Raw genomic sequence first — 18,202 nt, 5'->3', positions numbered from 1 at the left:
TATATTCAATAGTAGTTGTATTGCCTTCCTTTGTTGCTAACATTTTATTTAAATTTCAAGTAAAATTTACGTAACGAAACTGGCGGTCTGAAAATTGAGGAATGCATTTTGATAGAAAAAAATTATATAACCAGTGGACGTAATACAATCATCCACAAAGTCAGAAAAATTGACTTAATTATTCTTAACGGTACCCATAACAACGTTATCGTAAGCCATCGCGGCATTGGTGTTTATAAAGGCGTTGTACCACGCAAAAAATCTGAAGCGAAAAAAGCTTACCAAGAAGTTATTGATGTCGGTTCGATTGATGTGTTTGGTGAAGAAAAAAAGCTGTTGTTTATTCAAGCCTTAGATAACAAAGAGTATAAGATTGATTACACCAAAGAAGGTACGCCAAACTTTATTAAAATCCACCAAGAAAACTACATTTAGCATTAGTATCGACTTCTTAATCGACTGTAGTTAAAGGCGCAACAATGACTAAAGCAAGTTTAGTAGCTAATAAAAAAAATAATATAGACTTGGTTTTAGCTCCAGTAAAAGATACTGAACTTATCAATGAAGCCTTCATTAAAGAGCTAATAAACACTTCTGACTATAAGCCACTTTTTGTAAACTCGGCAAACATAAAAAATGCAATTGCCGAGCTAAACTCAGTATTAAAACCGTTGCAAGATGGCCAAACGGGTCGAGAAATCCGTTATGAAATTCTGATTCGAAAAGACGCAACCATTAATATTCAAATCGACAGTGAGGAAATGTTGGCTGAGGCAGAGATTACCTCAGCCATGGGCGGCGCCCACTTAACTGCCAAAGCAATTTTGGATGCAGCAAAAGCTGCTGGCGTCAAAAAAGGCTTTAGTAAAGCAGAGCTAATTAAAGTTGCTCACATGGCCGCAAAAGCCGAACCTGGAACGATTGTCAAAGACGCTATTGCTCATGGCAGAGAGGCAGTAAATGGTCGAGACGCACGAATCAAGCCTTTAGTGCAAAGCGCACAAGATCGTATTTTACGTCCGAAAGAACAAGATGGTGGCCGCGTCGACATGCGCGATCTCGGTGACATTATTTGTGTGAGAATTGGCGAGCCATTAGCGAAGAAGATTCCACTCACAGAGGGAATCAAAGGTTACACGGTCACAGCGACTCCTCTGTTACCTGAACCAGGGCAAGACACCTCGCTAATTCCTGGCGAAGGCACTGTCGTTAGTCCTAAGAATGAAAACGTGCTTATTTCAACCAAAGTTGGCCTACCCAAGATTATTGATAACGGCATGGAAGTTGACGAAGTTTACAAAATAAACAATGTCGATGTCGGTACTGGTCATATTGATTTCCAAGGGAGTGTTATTATCGATGGTGATGTCTGTGAAGGTATGAGAGTTTCTGCAACAGGCGATATTACCATTGGCGGCTTTGTTGAATCTGCACAATTAACCGCAGGCGGTGATATCACTATCGCAAGCGGTATCATCGGCAAAAAACAGGATCTTGATGGTCAAGATGCCGACATTCGAGACTTTAGAATGAGCGCAACAATTCGCGCTGGTGGGAATTTGTTTGCCAAGTATTGCCAGTATGCAGATATACAATGCACAGGTAATGTCCGAATTGAAAACCAGCTAATGCATAGTTTGATTGATGTTGGTGGCGTGCTATGGGTAGGTGAAGAAGATAAAGCAAATGGCAAACTTATTGGTGGCTTAATTAGCGCATCATCATCTATTCATGCAGGAATTGTTGGCGCGACTGCTGGTAGCAAAACGTTAGTCAATTTCGACAAACCACTTGCGGCTTTCGCAGATAAAATTGCCAAAGTCGAAGCAAACTTAGCTGTTGAAGATGAAAAAACATCAGAGCTACAAGCAGCCAGTAAAAAGCTCAAAAAATTACCACAAGAGCCGAAAATCAAAGCCATGCTGCAAAAAGTTGTTACGACTTATCAGTTTCATGCGAAGCGAATGGGTGACATACTTAATGAAAAGGAAAAGATGGAAAATCAGCTACAGGAGTTTATGGCTTCTGTTTACTTAGAAGCTAACGAAAAACTTTTTCAAAGTGTAGAGTTTACCGTTGGCGACTGCATGGAGCGCACCAAACGAGAATTTCCGCCAAGTAGAATGCGCTACAAGGATCGTAAAATTATCATCGACCCTATCGTGTAAAAGAGTAAGAATAACTTGAACGTAAAACGTCCCCTTATTGCCTCAGCATTGTTTATGTCGACGCTATTCGCCCACCAAGCTCAGGCAGAGCACTGTAATGTTAATTTCAATTACGGTGTGATTATCGAACCCAATCACGTAAGAATCCTTGATAACGGCCAAACGTATGTGCAAATCAATAATGACAACCAATTGTTTGTGCGTGGTAGGGAAATTCTTTTAGAAGCGCAGCAAACAGCGCTAATCAGTGACTTTAGCAAGGGAATACGCAGCCAAGTACCTGAAATTGTCTTTATCGCCATAGAGGGCGTTGAAGTAGGTTTAAAAGCGGTAAACAAAGTTATTGGTGGCCTAACAGGAGAAAACAGTGCTTCACACCGCAAACTTCAAGAGAAGTTTGATGATATGCAAATGCGTTTGAGAAAGAAGTTCAACCATAGCGATAAAAGCTATTACATTGCCCCGCAGGACTTCGATGACTTTGATGAAATATTTGCTGGTGAATTTGAGCAAGAAATTGAAGAAATCGTTTCTGAGTCGATTGGTACCATATTAATGGCCGTAGGCGAAGCAATGGCAAACCGTGATGAAGAAACTATCGAGCAGCGAGTTAGCACTTTTGACGATAGGCTTGAGAATATGGGCGAAGAGTTGAAATTAGAAATCGGCACACGCGCAAATCAACTGGAGCAAAAAGCCGAACAGTTCTGTCAAGCCTTATCAAACCTAGACAAGGTTGAAACGGAAATGCAAGTCACGATTTCGGCACTACAAGACTTTAACCTGATCTCAAGTGAACGATACTCTCACAGCGAATAACCTTCCACATAGAGCAGTAGCTTTGCTGCTCTAGCTAATTTGACATACCTTGTTACTTAAAATTAATTAGCTCCCTTTTGTTTTTCATCTACAGTCTAATAATGTAAAAAACAAAGAAAAACAAGGAATAGATCAATGAGTAAAAGAAGACGCGACGTTCAAGAACACGAAGCAGATGTTGATATGACGCCGATGCTGGACATAGTGTTTATCTTGTTGATCTTTTTTATAGTAACGACATCCTTTGTAAAAGAACTCGGTTTAGAAGTTACTAAGCCAAAATCAAATAAAACGCCTGCTAACGCCAACCCCACAATTGTTGTAAGCATTTCGGACTCTGGCGTCGTTAACTTTAATGGAAAGTTGGTTGATATCGAGCGGCTACCAGCCCGCATTGAGAACTTTCTTGCAGAGAATTCAACAACTACCGCCATTGTCATCCCATCAGCAGAGACAAGACACGCTGATGTCGTTAGTGTAATTGATCAGATTAAGACATTTGATGAGCTTACTATCGCTTTTGGTAAGACTCGGCTTTAAACAAGCAGTATGTTTTAAATTAAGTGCAGCGTAGTCGCCTTTATCTTTGTACACCGACCATAGTGTACAAACAATATTTTAGGCGCCTCTGTTGCACAATTTAGAATATCTTCTTTAGCTTAATAGGCTAGACAAAATATGTTTTAAGCCCTAGTGGCTATGACTGTAGTGGTCAACTTAAATTGGCCACGGTTTTGTATTCAAGCCAGTATCTTTTCTCTGACTCATTTGGGGTTAAACCAGCATTGTAGTGATGCGGCCTAACTGAGCTGTAATAACCAACAATATAGTGTGTTATTTCAGCTCTAGCTTCAGTAAAGGAACGGTAACCCGTTGTGGGTATCCATTCTGTTTTTAAACTTCTAAAGAATCGCTCCATCGGGCTATTATCCCAACAATTACCACGGCGACTCATGCTTTGCTTTATCTGACAACGCCATAGCAATTGACGGTAGCTTCGGCTGGTGTAATGCGTCCCTTGGTCGCTATGGAACATCACACCTTTAGGCTTACCACGCATCTCATAAGCCATCATCAGTGCTTTGCTCGTCAATGCTGTATCAGGCGATAGAGACATTGCCCAACCAATCGGTTTTCTCGCAAATAAATCAATAACAACTGCTAAATAAGCCCAGCGATTGCCAACCCAGATATACGTAACATCACCGCACCAAACCTGATTCGGCTTAACCACATCAAACTGCTGATTGAGATGGTTAGGTATCGCCACATGCTCTTGATTTACTTTTCTATAACGGTGCTTCGGTAACTGGCAACTCACCAAGCCTAAACGTTTCATATAGCCTGTCGCCCTGAAACGTGAAATATCATAGCCACGGTCTATCGCTATCGTGGATATTGTACGAGAACCCGCTGCGCCATTACTTTCACGGTGGATTTGCTTAACGACAGCGATTTCTTTTAATTGCTTGCTATTCGGCTTCTTAGAGCGCTTATTCCAATACTTAAAGCTACTGCGATGAACATTAAATGTTTGGCAAATGGTGAATTCCGCATAGCTCTCTTTGAGTCGTTTAATTAGTTTAAATTGTTCATCGAGTCCGACATCAAGAGAGCGGTAGCCTTTTTTAGAATTTCCTTTTCTAATTCAATGCGTTTTATCTTTTTCTCAAGCTCTTTAATCTTACACTGCTCTGGTGTCATTGGGCTGGCTTTGCTGGTGATGCCTTTGCGTTCATTACGAAGCTGACGCACCCACTTATCCATTGTCGACTTACCAACGCTCATCGCTTCTGCTGCTTCTCGAACGGAATAACCTTGATCAACAACTAATTGAGCAGCTTCTAACCGAAATTCTGGTGTGAAATTACGTTTGCCTGTTCTTGTCATTTTGTCACCTAATCAATTTTATGAGGTGATGATACCACCTCTAACTAGGTGGCCAAATTTGTTATACCACTACAAAGGAAGCACTAATGCCGCGAGAGCATGGATGCTCAAGAGCGGTCACTTCTGCCTTTTTTGGTAACAGCGCATGAGATCAGGTGGTACTACAACGCTATTGTCGCTAAAGTGTTTTGCCTATACGAAAAAACCCGCAGCGTTAGCTACGGGTTTCTCTTAATTAGATGCCTAGCGATGACCTACTCTCACATGGGACCTCCCACACTACCATCGGCGCAGTTGCATTTCACTTCTGAGTTCGGCATGGGGTCAGGTGGTTCTACAACGCTATTGTCGCTAGGCGAAGCTGTTATTTACCTGCTGCACAAGCAAGTAAATTCAATTCGGAATGCTGTATATATCATTTCAAGCACACGTTAGTACGTGAATTTCTTTATTCTGTCAGTCTTACAAACTCCATGGATGGAGTAAATCAGGTAACTGTCTGGAACAGTTACGTGAAAAACCATTTGGGTGTTGTATGGTTAAGCCTCACGGGCAATTAGTATCAGTTAGCTCAAGGCCTCACAACCCTTACACACCTGACCTATCAACGTCGTAGTCTCCAACGACCCTTCAGGGGACTTAAAGTCCCAGTGAGAACTCATCTCAAAGCCTGCTTCCCGCTTAGATGCTTTCAGCGGTTATCAGTTCCGAACGTAGCTACCCGGCAATGCTTCTGGCGAAACAACCGGAACACCAGAGGTTCGTCCACTCCGGTCCTCTCGTACTAGGAGCAGCCCTCTTCAATTCTCAAACGCCCACGGCAGATAGGGACCGAACTGTCTCACGACGTTCTAAACCCAGCTCGCGTACCACTTTAAATGGCGAACAGCCATACCCTTGGGACCGACTTCAGCCCCAGGATGTGATGAGCCGACATCGAGGTGCCAAACACCGCCGTCGATATGAACTCTTGGGCGGTATCAGCCTGTTATCCCCGGAGTACCTTTTATCCGTTGAGCGATGGCCCTTCCATACAGAACCACCGGATCACTATGACCTGCTTTCGCACCTGCTCGACGTGTCTGTCTCGCAGTTAAGCTGGCTTATGCCATTGCACTAACCGTACGATGTCCGACCGTACTTAGCCAACCTTCGTGCTCCTCCGTTACGCTTTGGGAGGAGACCGCCCCAGTCAAACTACCCACCAGACAGTGTCCCCAACCGAGATAATCGGCCTAGGTTAGAACATCACGCATACAAGGGTGGTATTTCAAGGTTGGCTCCACTCACACTGGCGTGCAAGTTTCAAAGCCTCCCACCTATCCTACACATGTAGGAGCAATGTTCACTGTCAAGCTATAGTAAAGGTTCACGGGGTCTTTCCGTCTAGCCGCGGGTATACGGCATCTTAACCGCAATTTCAATTTCACTGAGTCTCGGGTGGAGACAGTGTGGCCATGATTACGCCATTCGTGCAGGTCGGAACTTACCCGACAAGGAATTTCGCTACCTTAGGACCGTTATAGTTACGGCCGCCGTTTACCGGGGCTTCGATCATGAGCTTCGCAGAGCTAACCCAATCAATTAACCTTCCGGCACCGGGCAGGCGTCACACCGTATACGTCATCTTTCGATTTTGCACAGTGCTGTGTTTTTAATAAACAGTTCCAGCCACCTGGTTACTTCGACCGACCTCAGCTTAGGGAGCAAGTCCCATCACCAGAGCCGGCGTACCTTCTCCCGAAGTTACGGTACTATTTTGCCTAGTTCCTTCACCCGAGTTCTCTCAAGCGCCTTAGTATTCTCTACCTAACCACCTGTGTCGGTTTGGGGTACGGTTCCTTTATATCTATGCTTAGAAGCTTTTCCTGGAAGCAGGGCATCAACAACTTCAACTCCGTAGAGCCTCGTCTCGTATCTCAGCCTTAAGAACCCGGATTTGCCTAAGTTCTCAGCCTACATACTTTCACATGGACAACCAACGCCATGCTTGCTTAGCCTTCTCCGTCCCTCCATCGCAATATAAAGAAGTACAGAAATATTAATCTGTTTCCCATCGACTACACCTCTCGGTCTCGCCTTAGGGGCCGACTTACCCTGCCCTGATTAACATGGGACAGGAAACCTTGGTCTTTCGGCGAGGGGGTTTTTCACCCCCTTTATCGTTACTCATGTCAGCATTCGCACTTCTGATACCTCCAGCATGCTTCTCAACACACCTTCAACGGCTTACAGAACGCTCCCCTACCACTCAAACAAAGTTTGAATCCGCAGCTTCGGTGCATAGTTTAGCCCCGTTACATCTTCCGCGCAGACCGACTCGACTAGTGAGCTATTACGCTTTCTTTAAAGGATGGCTGCTTCTAAGCCAACCTCCTAGCTGTCTATGCCTTTCCACATCGTTTCCCACTTAACTATGACTTTGGGACCTTAGCTGGCGGTCTGGGTTGTTTCCCTCTTCACTACGGACGTTAGCACCCATAGTGTGTCTCCCGGATAGTACTCATTGGTATTCGGAGTTTGCAAAGGGTTGGTAAGTCGGGATGACCCCCTAGCCTTAACAGTGCTCTACCCCCAATGGTATTCGTCCGAGGCTCTACCTAAATAGATTTCGGGGAGAACCAGCTATCTCCCGGCTTGATTAGCCTTTCACTCCGACCCACAGGTCATCACCGCATTTTTCAACATACGTGTGTTCGGTCCTCCAGTTGGTGTTACCCAACCTTCAACCTGCCCATGGGTAGATCGCCGGGTTTCGGGTCTATACCCTGCAACTAAACGCGCAGTTAACACTCGCTTTCGCTACGGCTCCCCTAATCGGTTAACCTTGCTACAAAATATAAGTCGCTGACCCATTATACAAAAGGTACGCAGTCACCCGAAGGCTTCCACTGCTTGTACGTATACGGTTTCAGGTTCTATTTCACTCCCCTCACAGGGGTTCTTTTCGCCTTTCCCTCACGGTACTGGTTCACTATCGGTCAGTTAGGAGTATTTAGCCTTGGAGGATGGTCCCCCCATGTTCAGTCAACATTTCACGTGTGCCGACCTACTCGATTTCACTTATGTTTGTCTTCGTGTACGGGGCTATCACCCTGTATCGCCAAGCTTTCCAGCTTGTTCCACTAACGCCCATAAGCTTAAGGGCTAATTCCCGTTCGCTCGCCGCTACTAAGGAAATCTCGGTTGATTTCTTTTCCTCGGGGTACTTAGATGTTTCAGTTCTCCCGGTTCGCCTCATTAAGCTATGTATTCACTTAATGATAGTGGCTTATGCCACTGGGTTTCCCCATTCAGAAATCCTAGGTTATAACGGTTTTTATCACCTTACCTAGGCTTATCGCAGATTAACACGTCTTTCATCGCCTCTAACTGCCAAGGCATCCACCATATACGCTTAGTCACTTAACCATACAACCCCAAATAGTTTTACTTATTTAAGTCATGATGAGACAAATCACCATGCTAATGTATGACTGACATTTTCACGTACTCATTAACAATCCTTAAAAAAGAACAGTAATGGAGTATGCTTGAATTAGATTGAAATAAGATAAGGAAAAATCTTATTTCAGGTTTGGTTCATACAGCGCGACACTGTAATCACCATTCGAATATTTTTCTTATGTAAAACAAGAAGTATATTCGGGATATATATCAGCTTTCCAAATTGTTAAAGAACTCAATTTAAGGCACATTCGCTTAAATCGTGGTTTAAAAAACCAAATTAAATTTATCAGCATTCCGATACCTTTAATTTGGCTTCTCATTCTTTGTTAAGAAGTAGTGGTAGGTCTGGGCAGACTTGAACTGCCGACCTCACCCTTATCAGGGGTGCGCTCTAACCAGCTGAGCTACAGACCTATATCATCATTTCAAGAGTTCACCTTTGCCTATTACTAGGTCTGGGCAGACTTGAAAAAAAACAGGCCGACCTCACCGCTTTAAACACGTGGCGGGGTGCGCTCTTTATTCGAGCCAGTACCAATGGTAAGTGGTGGAGCTAAGCAGGATCGAACTGCTGACCTCCTGCGTGCAAGGCAGGCGCTCTCCCAGCTGAGCTATAGCCCCTCATTTACTGCATTAGTAAAGGGTTACTTCTTATACGTTCGTTATCAATGCAATGTGTGTGAACACTCAACATGGTGCGTTTTACTTCAAGATAAGGAGGTGATCCAACCCCAGGTTCCCCTAGGGTTACCTTGTTACGACTTCACCCCAGTCATGAATCACAAAGTGGTGACCGTCCTCCCGAAGGTTAAACTAGCCACTTCTTTTGCAACCCACTCCCATGGTGTGACGGGCGGTGTGTACAAGGCCCGGGAACGTATTCACCGCGACATTCTGATTCGCGATTACTAGCGATTCCGACTTCATGGAGTCGAGTTGCAGACTCCAATCCGGACTACGACGTACTTTCTGGGATTCGCTCCACCTCGCGGTCTCGCTGCCCTCTGTATACGCCATTGTAGCACGTGTGTAGCCCATCCCGTAAGGGCCATGATGACTTGACGTCGTCCCCACCTTCCTCCGGTTTATCACCGGCAGTCTCCTTAGAGTTCCCGCCATTACGCGCTGGCAAATAAGGATAGGGGTTGCGCTCGTTGCGGGACTTAACCCAACATTTCACAACACGAGCTGACGACAGCCATGCAGCACCTGTCTCAGAGTTCCCGAAGGCACTAATCTATCTCTAGAAAATTCTCTGGATGTCAAGGGATGGTAAGGTTCTTCGCGTTGCATCGAATTAAACCACATGCTCCACCGCTTGTGCGGGCCCCCGTCAATTCATTTGAGTTTTAACCTTGCGGCCGTACTCCCCAGGCGGTCAACTTAGCGCGTTAGCTACGCTACTCACGTTTCAAGAACACAAACAGCTAGTTGACATCGTTTACGGCGTGGACTACCAGGGTATCTAATCCTGTTCGCTCCCCACGCTTTCGTGCCTCAGCGTCAGTATCTGTCCAGGTGGCCGCCTTCGCCACTGATGTTCCTTCCAATCTCTACGCATTTCACCGCTACACTGGAAATTCCACCACCCTCTACAGTACTCTAGTCAAACAGTTCCAAATGCAGTTCCGAGGTTAAGCCCCGGGATTTCACATCTGGCTTATCAAACCGCCTACGCACGCTTTACGCCCAGTAATTCCGATTAACGCTCGCACCCTCCGTATTACCGCGGCTGCTGGCACGGAGTTAGCCGGTGCTTCTTCTGTCGCTAACGTCACAGCTAGCAGATATTACCTACTAACCTTTCCTCACGACTGAAAGTGCTTTACAACCCGAAGGCCTTCTTCACACACGCGGCATGGCTGCATCAGGGTTTCCCCCATTGTGCAATATTCCCCACTGCTGCCTCCCGTAGGAGTCTGGGCCGTGTCTCAGTCCCAGTGTGGCTGATCATCCTCTCAAACCAGCTAGAGATCGTCGCCTTGGTAGGCCTTTACCCCACCAACTAGCTAATCTCACTTGGGCTAATCTTTTGGCACGAGGCCCGAAGGTCCCCCGCTTTGGTCCGTAAACATTATGCGGTATTAGCAGTCGTTTCCAACTGTTGTCCCCCACCAAAAGGCATATTCCCAAGCATTACTCACCCGTCCGCCGCTCGACGCCAAAGGAGCAAGCTCCTCTTCGTTTCCGCTCGACTTGCATGTGTTAAGCCTGCCGCCAGCGTTCAATCTGAGCCATGATCAAACTCTTCAATTAAAATCGTTTGTGATGCCTAAGCATCGGCTCAATGAATTCTGTACAAATAAAACTTATATATTAAGTAGTTTTTGCATGAGTTCACTGAGTTAATTTTTGCTAAGACAAGCTTAGCTATATTTGTAAAATCAACATCATGTGAATGCTCACACAAATTGCATGATAACTAATTGTTAAAGAACTGAATCTTTCGATTCAAACAAAACATCTCACTCGTGTTTTGTGGTTGCTCTGCGCCTTTTGCCGTGTGACTTAAGCTGCGAGAGCGGATGCGCATTTTACGCTTCCTAGTTTTGATGTCAACAACTTTTTGAAAGAATCTTTAATTCATTTTTCTAAGTTATCTGACCCGTTTATTAAGCAAACTTGCTAACTAAACTTATCAAAACACTTCGTTGGGCTGCCCCGTGGAAGTGGATGCGCATTTTAGAGATTTTTAGCTGGGCGTCAACACCTTTTTGAAAGTTTTTTGATATTTCTGTTTATTCGGATTATTTTCATACAAAGCGCGCAATTATTGAGTGGCTTTGTGGTAAACCAGTGAAATTTGATGTTAAAAAGCCGTATTAACACAGATAAAGGTTAATACGGCTTTTTTATAATAAAGTGGCAATACTAGTAATAGGTAACGTCTTTTATTTCTTGTTTTCTCGTAGATGCTATATATATGTCATAAACATCTTTAAAGTCGATGCTTAGCTCAGTTGCGTACGTATCACCCACTGGATAACTCTTTATAACTTTAGCTCCCCGGATAACACCATGAACTGATGCTTTAAGTTGGTGATTTTCGATAAGTAAGTCACCCATGGTCATATTAGAGGCAACTTGTTGACCATATACCTGTTCAGCCAATTCCGCATAAGCGGCAAGTTTTGATGCTTTAATTGCCATTAGCATACGTTGTGTTTCATGCTCTGACTTTTGCAAACTGATTGGCGCATAGCCAACAGCGGTGACAACAGGAAAGACCTCTGGCTTCACTGGTTGCCACTGCACATGCTTATCATAAATGGATGTACAAGCAGAAACGGTAACAGCTACAACTAGCGCCAACGCAATATTGATAAGTTTCATTATCTCACCCTGCCACTATCTATTGCTGTATTCGAACAGCGCGGGCCTCTTCAGCCAAGTTCTCACTGGTACGAATTATCATGCCATCTTTCAACCGCACATTTTCATCGCGATAAACTTCATCACCGATCACCCATTTTGGTATAAATGATTGAGCACTGGCGACAACAACACGAGATTGCATACCGATCATTCGAGCATTAACTAATATACCTGTTTCTTGCTCCATCATGGTTCCGGTTACTACGTAGTCAATAATTTGTCGCTCAGGTAACTCTTTCCAGTCGCGACTAAAAACATAATCGCCATCTTTTGTTACTCGGATATGCCCTGTTGTTTTGTAATCAATCACTACCATGCCATGGCGTTGCAGCTCATGAACGAAGTTCTCTGATAGTTGATTACCCAGCCAGTTAGTCGACTCTAAGTCTTCCAAATTAACAAATGAAGTAACTGCGATTGGAGTTTTTGGTGAAACAAAGGAGCTATGCTCCAGCATTTGATACGCCAGCCCTCTCACCACATCATTAATGGCATGCTTGGGTAGATCAAAACTGTCTATCTCATCCATTTTCTGATGGCTGACACTGTAAAAATCTTGCTCACTATTCATTGAGCACGAGGCCAGTAAAGGAATACAGGCTGCTAATAGCCAATTTTTCATTGAGACACCTCAATTATTACTACAAGTTTAACGTTGACTTCTTGGCTTTGAATAATGCAGGAAACGCGCCAACAATAAATAATTATTACTAGGATAGGTTGAACAGGCATAGTTCATGCTTACTCATAGTTAATTGTCAGCTATTGGCTAACACAACCGTCTACTTTATGACGCTTACTTAGCTGATGGTGCTGCTAATTAGTTAGCTAGTTATTAATTTAGTGTTCACAAGATCAAACGTAACCTTAATGCCAAGATGTTGTGGACACCAATCAATTGGATTGCTTGTTATGCGAATTTTAGCATTATTCACATCAATATTAATTTCATTTGTGAGCTCTGCTCAGTGGTATGAATCACAAGGCAGTGCATACATCTTAAATAATGATCGCGAGACTGCGCGAACAGAAGCAATGGAAAACGCATTAAAAAAAGCATTACTTGTTGCCGGCGCCTCAGTGAGCAGCGCACAGCGGGTTATCAACGGTTTGCTTACTCAAGACGAACTAAGTATTCGCGCTAGTGGCACAGTGAATTCAATTGAATTAATCGATGAAAGCTACCAAGGAGACATGCTTAAAGTAACGATTCGCGCAGATATCTTTCCACAAGAGCAGCAATGCTTTGCCGCCGATTTCAAAAAGTCGATGCTAGTAACTAAAGCTCAACTGCTTCATCGTGAACAAGCGAATATTGGCAAAATTTATAATTTAGACAAGAAATTAGTTGCTCGCTTTGCTGACAAGCTTGGTGAGAAAAGTCGCTACATTGATATTAAACTAGCCAACAAAAGTAGCATCCCTTTTAGTCGCTATAACCGTAGCTTTGACCAAGAAAAAATCAAATACTTAGCAGTTGAGTTAGGTCAACGCTTTGACACACAGTTTGTTCTCTTTACTGAGGTTATCGACGTATCGTTTGATGGAGAAGTGCTAAACCAATGGCAGTTCTGGCAGGAGGATAATTTCGATCGTCACTTTGATACCGCCTTCTATATATATAGTACTGATAATGGTGAACTATTATGGGATAGCCATTACCAGAATAAAGCTCCTTGGACTTTTGGTAAGCGAGAATCGATCGACCTAAACGGCCAATCGTTTTGGCAAAGCGCCTACGGCCGTATGCTTGATCGCACACTTGATGACGCCTTACTCGATATTGATGAAAGCCTAATGTGCCAGCAAACAAGGGCAAGAATTGTCAGAGTTGAAGGTAATGAAGTTATTGTTAATGTGGGTAAACGCCAAGGCGTTAAGTTAGGCGATAAATTTTCCTTGCTACATTTAAATAGTTTCACAAGCGATCAAGGAAAAATGTACACAGGGTATAATGTAAGTAACCACATGGTGACGGTAAGCGAAGTATTTCAAGATAGCGCTGTCGCAAAAACCACTAATCAAAACTTGCTTGGCAATATTCAAATCAATGATCTCGCCGTGAAACAAGATCCCTAAAGCAACCACAGAATGCCATCACTGCCCTATTGAGCTGTTTTAGTCATTGTAAACTATTGATAAACAGTTTAAATTCAACTGAGCAGTCTCTGTAGCTCAGTTGGATAGAGCATTCGCCTCCTAAGCGAAGGGTCGCAGGTTCGACTCCTGCCAGAGACGCCACTTCAAGTTTTTCTCTTGTTTATTGAGTTTTCCAAGTAAACCTAGTTTTATTAACGCAATTATATGCACATCAAAGGCGTAAACGCTTCGCTGATACCCCCTTATCTATGGCACTTAAAATACCAATAAAAGCCAGTTAAAACAGTGTAATTAAAAACAAATAGAGTTAAAACTTAATTTCACTTTGTTACAAGGTGAATACATTTAGAATCACCCCTTAATTACATTAGTTTTTCTAATCCGACACAGGCAATTTTATTTGTTTGTTTTATCACCAAACGATCTGGATAATGCGCGTCGCAATTAAGCCACTAGAGCAACTTTTAGTGGCTACTTTTAATTAACATTTACCAACGGAGTAACACACACTAATGAACCCACTATTCTTTGACGCACTTAGCTGGATTGGGCTGGCCTTATGTATCGGTGCTTTTTTTATCAAAGATATATTAATGCTAAGACTGGCAACCTTGGTTGGGTGTGTGTTGATGGGCGTTTATTATACGCATATTGATGTAGCACAAGGCATGGTATCAAATGTGATTATTGTTGCTATTAATGCCTTTTACTTATTAAAACGCAGCGAGCGTGAGCCAAAAGTAGATGCCTCGCTTGAATGTTCAAGCACCTAGCCGCTAATTGAACATTTTCCATTAGACAAATTATTGACATAGATAAATTAAAAAGCCCCAAATAATGGGGCTTTTTAATTTAACAATCGACCACTCATTCTGATTGTTCTATTACGACGTCCATATCATCGGCAACCGATGAGTTACTTAACACTGCCGACACTGCCAAGACAAAAACAGCAGCAATAACAGTAGTAAGCTTAAATCCTTTGGAGGTTGGTTTATTCATACGCAAACCTACTTACTAAGTTGTTTATTATTGTTATTACTTAATAACCCTAAAAACTTATCTGAATATAATCGACATTTCAATCATTTATTTGCGCAGCTAAAATTAATAGCCTTTATTAACATCGACTTGATTAATAAGCGCTTTATTTTGAACAAAACGTTGGTAATTTTCAGCTATTTGCTCAACCACTTGTTGCTGATCCGTAATAGCTGAAACATGAGGGGTTACCGTTAATTGAGGCAGGTCCCAGAATGGATGATGGCTAGGTAACGGTTCTTGTTTAAATACATCAAGCGCAGCACCTGCAATCACGTTGCCTTCTAACGCTTTAATAAGCGCTTGTTCATCCACTGCATTACCTCTGCCAACGTTAATAAAATATCCGTCTTTAGGCATTGCACAGAAAACGCGCTCATCAATCAGATCATTAGTTTGACTAGTCGCCGGTAGTATAGACACGACAAAGTGGGCCCGTTTCACACTGTCAACAAGCTGGTTTTCCCCTACAAAGCTTTGCGCAATATAGTTAGCGGATTTGAGTGTCTGACTCCAAGTGCTGACCTGGTAGCCGTTTAGGTGGAGTTTACGTGCAACCACTAAACCTATTTCACCAGCCCCTAAAATGGTGACTTTGTTATCTTGTTTACGGCGCTTGAATATCCAGTCTCGTGCCTGTTGAGCTTGCCAATAAGCTGCCATATTGCGCTGATGATTGAGAATGCTCATTAGCACAAAGTCAGCCATCTGCTCAGATAAGCTTGGGTCAACAATTCGGCTAATGTTGAGGGTCTGCGGCCGCTTATCATCATAAATAAGTCCGTCTACACCGGCGCCCAATGACGATACCACTTTTAGTTTAGGTAAATGGCTCCAAAGTTGTGCTGGTTGTTGCCAGCAAACGCCAAACTCAACGTCACTATGAGCTTGATACTCATGCCAATTTTTTACTTCTACACCTGGTAGATGTTTTTTCAGCGCGTTTATCAATGTTTTCGCACTGCGATTTGAAATAGCGATTGCTATCGACATGACTTTCCTCGTTCAGCGTCTTATCACTTCTTATCACTTAAAGCCAAGTAATATATCACTTAATCCATAGCGCTGGATAACTATCATTGAGCAATTCTTGTCATTTCGGGTCTCTCGATAATTTACTCGCAAATTTAGGCCGTTAGACCGCAATCAGCTGTATTATACCCCGCTAAGTATTCACTAAAAATTAAACGGATGAATACCACCTTTTATGTCAAAAATCTGAGGTAGTGTTTCAGATCATATTTTATCTCGAAAAATTATGAGAATTGCCGCAAATTCATTTGCAGTAGCCTCGATGCTGAGCGAGAATACTGCTCACTTCAAGCAATTCGAATTTTCAATATATAAGTAGGAGCATATATGCCATCGCGTCAACAACTGGCCAATGCAATTCGTGCGTTAAGTATGGATGCCGTTCAAAAAGCTAAATCAGGACATCCAGGTGCCCCAATGGGCATGGCAGATATCGCAGAGGTTCTCTGGCGTGATTTTCTAAAGCATAACCCAGCTGATCCAAACTGGGCAGATCGTGACCGTTTCGTATTGTCAAACGGCCATGGCTCAATGCTAATCTACTCACTACTACATTTAACTGGCTACGACTTACCTATGTCTGAGCTAGAAAACTTCCGCCAGCTTCATTCAAAAACACCAGGTCACCCTGAATACGGTTACACGCCGGGCGTTGAAACAACTACAGGCCCATTAGGCGCAGGTATCTCAAATGCCGTCGGTATGGCGATTGCAGAAAAAACCTTAGCGGCACAGTTTAACCGTGAAGGTCATAACATTGTTGATCACTTCACTTACTGTTTCTTAGGTGATGGCTGTTTAATGGAAGGTATTTCTCATGAAGCTTGTTCATTAGCTGGTACCTTAGGTTTAGGCAAGCTAATCGCATTTTGGGATGACAACGGTATTTCAATTGATGGTCATGTTGATGGCTGGTTCACTGAAGATATTCCTGCTCGTTTCGAGTCATACGGCTGGCATGTAATTCGCGATATCGATGGCCACGACTCTGTAGCCGTTGCAAACGCTATTGAAGCGGCGCAAGCTGAAACAGGCAAGCCAACTATGATTTGCTGTAAAACCATTATCGGTTTTGGTTCACCAAATAAATCAGGTAGCCACGACTGTCACGGTGCACCGTTAGGTGATGATGAAATTGCTGCAGCACGTGAATTCTTAAACTGGCCACATGCGCCATTTGAAATTCCAAAAAATATTGCTGATGCTTGGAATCAAACAGAAAAAGGTACTGGCGCACAAGCAAGCTGGAATGACAAATTTGCCGCTTACCAAGCAGCTCATCCTGAGTTAGCAGCGGAGTACGAACGCCGCGTGTTAAAAGGTGAACTACCTGCTGAGTTTGAAGAAAAAGCCAATGCATTTATCAAAGAATGTCAGGAAAAATCTGAGAACATTGCTTCGCGTAAAGCATCACAAAATGCTATTGAAGCCTTTGGTGCCTTATTACCTGAATTAATTGGTGGCTCTGCTGATTTAGCAGGCTCTAACTTAACCTTATGGTCTGGTTCAAAAGGCATTCAAGACGACCCTGCTGGCAACTACATTTTTTACGGTGTACGTGAATTTGGCATGAGCGGCATTATGAATGGTATTTCATTGCACGGTGGTTTTATTAACTACGGCGCAACCTTCATGATGTTTATGGAATATGCACGTAACGCAGTACGTATGTCAGCGTTAATGGGTATTCAAAATATTTTCGTCTACACCCATGACTCAATTGGCCAAGGTGAAGATGGACCAACGCACCAACCTATCGAGCAGTTAACCAACTTACGTACGACACCAAACATGGTTACCTGGCGCCCAGCTGATGCTACCGAAGCTGCGACTGCTTGGAAGCATGCGGTCATTCGTCAAGATGGCCCAACGTCATTAGTATTCTCTCGCCAAGGTTTACCAGCATTAGCACGCTCAGCGTCACAAGTAGCTGATATCGAGCGTGGTGGTTACATCTTAAAAGACAGTGTTGGCGTACCTGAAGCTATCTTAATTGCGACTGGCTCTGAAGTTGGTCTAGCGATGGCTGCTGCTGAGCAGTTAGGTGACAGCGTTCGTGTTGTTTCTATGCCATCTACCAATGTGTTCGATGCACAAGATAGCGATTACAAAGAAAGCGTATTGCCAAGTGCCGTGACTAAACGTGTTGCCATTGAAGCAGCACACACAGATTTTTGGTACAAGTATGTAGGCTTCGCTGGTGGTGTTGTTGGTATGACAACATTCGGTGAGTCTGCACCGGGCGGTGATTTATTCAAACACTTCGGCTTCACGGTTGAGAATGTTGTTAAAACCGTAAATAGCTTATAATCGGGCATTATTTGCTA

General features: G+C 43.5%; 11 protein-coding genes, 3 tRNA genes and 3 rRNA genes. 8 read left to right on the top strand and 9 right to left on the bottom strand.

The features are described from left to right. The first annotated feature begins 108 nt into the window (after positions 1 to 108). From DXX94_RS16260 to DXX94_RS16245, 4 genes are all read left to right on the top strand, one after another. Positions 109 to 435 (top strand): hypothetical protein, encoded by a 327-nt coding sequence (locus DXX94_RS16260; RefSeq protein WP_116001040.1) that lies wholly within the window; start codon positions 109 to 111, stop codon positions 433 to 435. A 44-nt stretch (positions 436 to 479) separates the two neighbouring features. Beyond that, on the top strand, positions 480 to 2,168 hold the full coding sequence (locus tag DXX94_RS16255) for a DUF342 domain-containing protein (RefSeq protein WP_116017498.1): 1,689 nt from the start codon (positions 480 to 482) through the stop codon (positions 2,166 to 2,168). A 15-nt stretch (positions 2,169 to 2,183) separates the two neighbouring features. Beyond that, positions 2,184 to 2,987 carry a YggN family protein gene (locus tag DXX94_RS16250; protein WP_258872192.1) on the top strand — a complete coding sequence of 268 codons (804 nt, stop codon included), beginning with the start codon at positions 2,184 to 2,186 and terminating at the stop codon, positions 2,985 to 2,987. Between the two features lie 135 nt (positions 2,988 to 3,122). Then, complete coding sequence (locus DXX94_RS16245) at positions 3,123 to 3,527, top strand: ExbD/TolR family protein (protein ID WP_116001043.1); 405 nt, start codon at positions 3,123 to 3,125, stop codon at positions 3,525 to 3,527. 172 nt (positions 3,528 to 3,699) lie between these two features. Here DXX94_RS16245 and DXX94_RS16240 read toward each other — a convergent pair. The 8 genes from DXX94_RS16240 to DXX94_RS16205 all read right to left on the bottom strand — a co-directional run bounded on the left by DXX94_RS16240 (position 3,700) and on the right by DXX94_RS16205 (position 12,324). Then, positions 3,700 to 4,877 (bottom strand): IS3 family transposase gene (locus DXX94_RS16240; protein WP_116016061.1). Its coding sequence is split into 2 segments (ribosomal slippage): positions 3,700 to 4,610 and positions 4,610 to 4,877, totalling 1,179 coding nucleotides; the frame shifts between segments, so codons are not numbered across the junction. Between the two features lie 241 nt (positions 4,878 to 5,118). Next, a 5S ribosomal RNA gene (rrf, locus tag DXX94_RS16235) occupies positions 5,119 to 5,233 on the bottom strand. A gap of 179 nt (positions 5,234 to 5,412) precedes the next feature. Further along, a 23S ribosomal RNA gene (locus DXX94_RS16230) occupies positions 5,413 to 8,288 on the bottom strand. A gap of 376 nt (positions 8,289 to 8,664) precedes the next feature. Further along, positions 8,665 to 8,741 (bottom strand) — tRNA-Ile (locus DXX94_RS16225). Between the two features lie 131 nt (positions 8,742 to 8,872). After that, positions 8,873 to 8,948: transfer RNA gene (locus DXX94_RS16220), tRNA-Ala, on the bottom strand. 92 nt (positions 8,949 to 9,040) lie between these two features. Then, positions 9,041 to 10,583 (bottom strand): 16S ribosomal RNA (locus DXX94_RS16215). Together the 16S, 23S and 5S rRNA genes with 2 tRNA genes alongside form the textbook arrangement of a ribosomal RNA operon. 615 nt (positions 10,584 to 11,198) lie before the next feature. After that, positions 11,199 to 11,660: an LPP20 family lipoprotein gene (locus DXX94_RS16210; RefSeq protein ID WP_116017494.1), complete on the bottom strand. Its 462-nt coding sequence runs from the start codon at positions 11,658 to 11,660 to the stop codon at positions 11,199 to 11,201. A 19-nt stretch (positions 11,661 to 11,679) separates the two neighbouring features. Then, a complete protein-coding gene (locus tag DXX94_RS16205) occupies positions 11,680 to 12,324 on the bottom strand; it encodes a FlgO family outer membrane protein (RefSeq protein ID WP_116001046.1) in 645 nt (214 codons plus the stop codon). A 290-nt stretch (positions 12,325 to 12,614) separates the two neighbouring features. On the opposite strand from DXX94_RS16205, the gene DXX94_RS16200 reads away from it, so the two are divergent. The 3 genes from DXX94_RS16200 to DXX94_RS16190 all read left to right on the top strand — a co-directional run bounded on the left by DXX94_RS16200 (position 12,615) and on the right by DXX94_RS16190 (position 14,575). Further along, the gene (locus tag DXX94_RS16200) at positions 12,615 to 13,781 is read left to right on the top strand and encodes a flagella assembly protein FlgT (RefSeq protein WP_116017492.1); all 1,167 of its coding nucleotides are present in this window, start codon (positions 12,615 to 12,617) and stop codon (positions 13,779 to 13,781) included. An 85-nt stretch (positions 13,782 to 13,866) separates the two neighbouring features. Next, positions 13,867 to 13,943, top strand: a tRNA-Arg gene (locus DXX94_RS16195). 371 nt (positions 13,944 to 14,314) lie between these two features. Then, a complete protein-coding gene (locus tag DXX94_RS16190; protein WP_116017490.1) occupies positions 14,315 to 14,575 on the top strand; it encodes a hypothetical protein in 261 nt (86 codons plus the stop codon). A gap of 334 nt (positions 14,576 to 14,909) precedes the next feature. On the opposite strand, the gene DXX94_RS16185 is transcribed toward DXX94_RS16190, so the two are convergent. Next, positions 14,910 to 15,836: a 2-hydroxyacid dehydrogenase gene (locus DXX94_RS16185; protein WP_116017488.1), complete on the bottom strand. Its 927-nt coding sequence runs from the start codon at positions 15,834 to 15,836 to the stop codon at positions 14,910 to 14,912. A gap of 366 nt (positions 15,837 to 16,202) precedes the next feature. Between DXX94_RS16185 and tkt the strand changes: the two genes are divergently transcribed. Then, complete coding sequence (gene tkt / locus DXX94_RS16180) at positions 16,203 to 18,185, top strand: transketolase (protein ID WP_116017486.1); 1,983 nt, start codon at positions 16,203 to 16,205, stop codon at positions 18,183 to 18,185. Positions 18,186 to 18,202 lie beyond the last annotated feature (17 nt).

The organism is Thalassotalea euphylliae, assembly GCF_003390375.1.
In the GTDB taxonomy this organism is placed as follows: domain Bacteria; phylum Pseudomonadota; class Gammaproteobacteria; order Enterobacterales; family Alteromonadaceae; genus Thalassotalea_F; species Thalassotalea_F euphylliae_A.
This window is presented reverse-complemented; position numbering and strand designations above follow the sequence as displayed.

Coding starts and splice junctions, on each gene's coding strand:
- DXX94_RS16255 (WP_116017498.1), top strand. CDS start 480: ATGACTAAAGCAAGTTTAGTAGCTAATAAAAAAAATAATATAGACTTG.
- DXX94_RS16245 (WP_116001043.1), top strand. CDS start 3,123: ATGAGTAAAAGAAGACGCGACGTTCAAGAACACGAAGCAGATGTTGAT.
- DXX94_RS16210 (WP_116017494.1), bottom strand. CDS start 11,660: ATGAAACTTATCAATATTGCGTTGGCGCTAGTTGTAGCTGTTACCGTT.
- DXX94_RS16205 (WP_116001046.1), bottom strand. CDS start 12,324: ATGAAAAATTGGCTATTAGCAGCCTGTATTCCTTTACTGGCCTCGTGC.
- DXX94_RS16200 (WP_116017492.1), top strand. CDS start 12,615: ATGCGAATTTTAGCATTATTCACATCAATATTAATTTCATTTGTGAGC.
- DXX94_RS16190 (WP_116017490.1), top strand. CDS start 14,315: ATGAACCCACTATTCTTTGACGCACTTAGCTGGATTGGGCTGGCCTTA.
- DXX94_RS16185 (WP_116017488.1), bottom strand. CDS start 15,836: ATGTCGATAGCAATCGCTATTTCAAATCGCAGTGCGAAAACATTGATA.
- tkt (WP_116017486.1), top strand. CDS start 16,203: ATGCCATCGCGTCAACAACTGGCCAATGCAATTCGTGCGTTAAGTATG.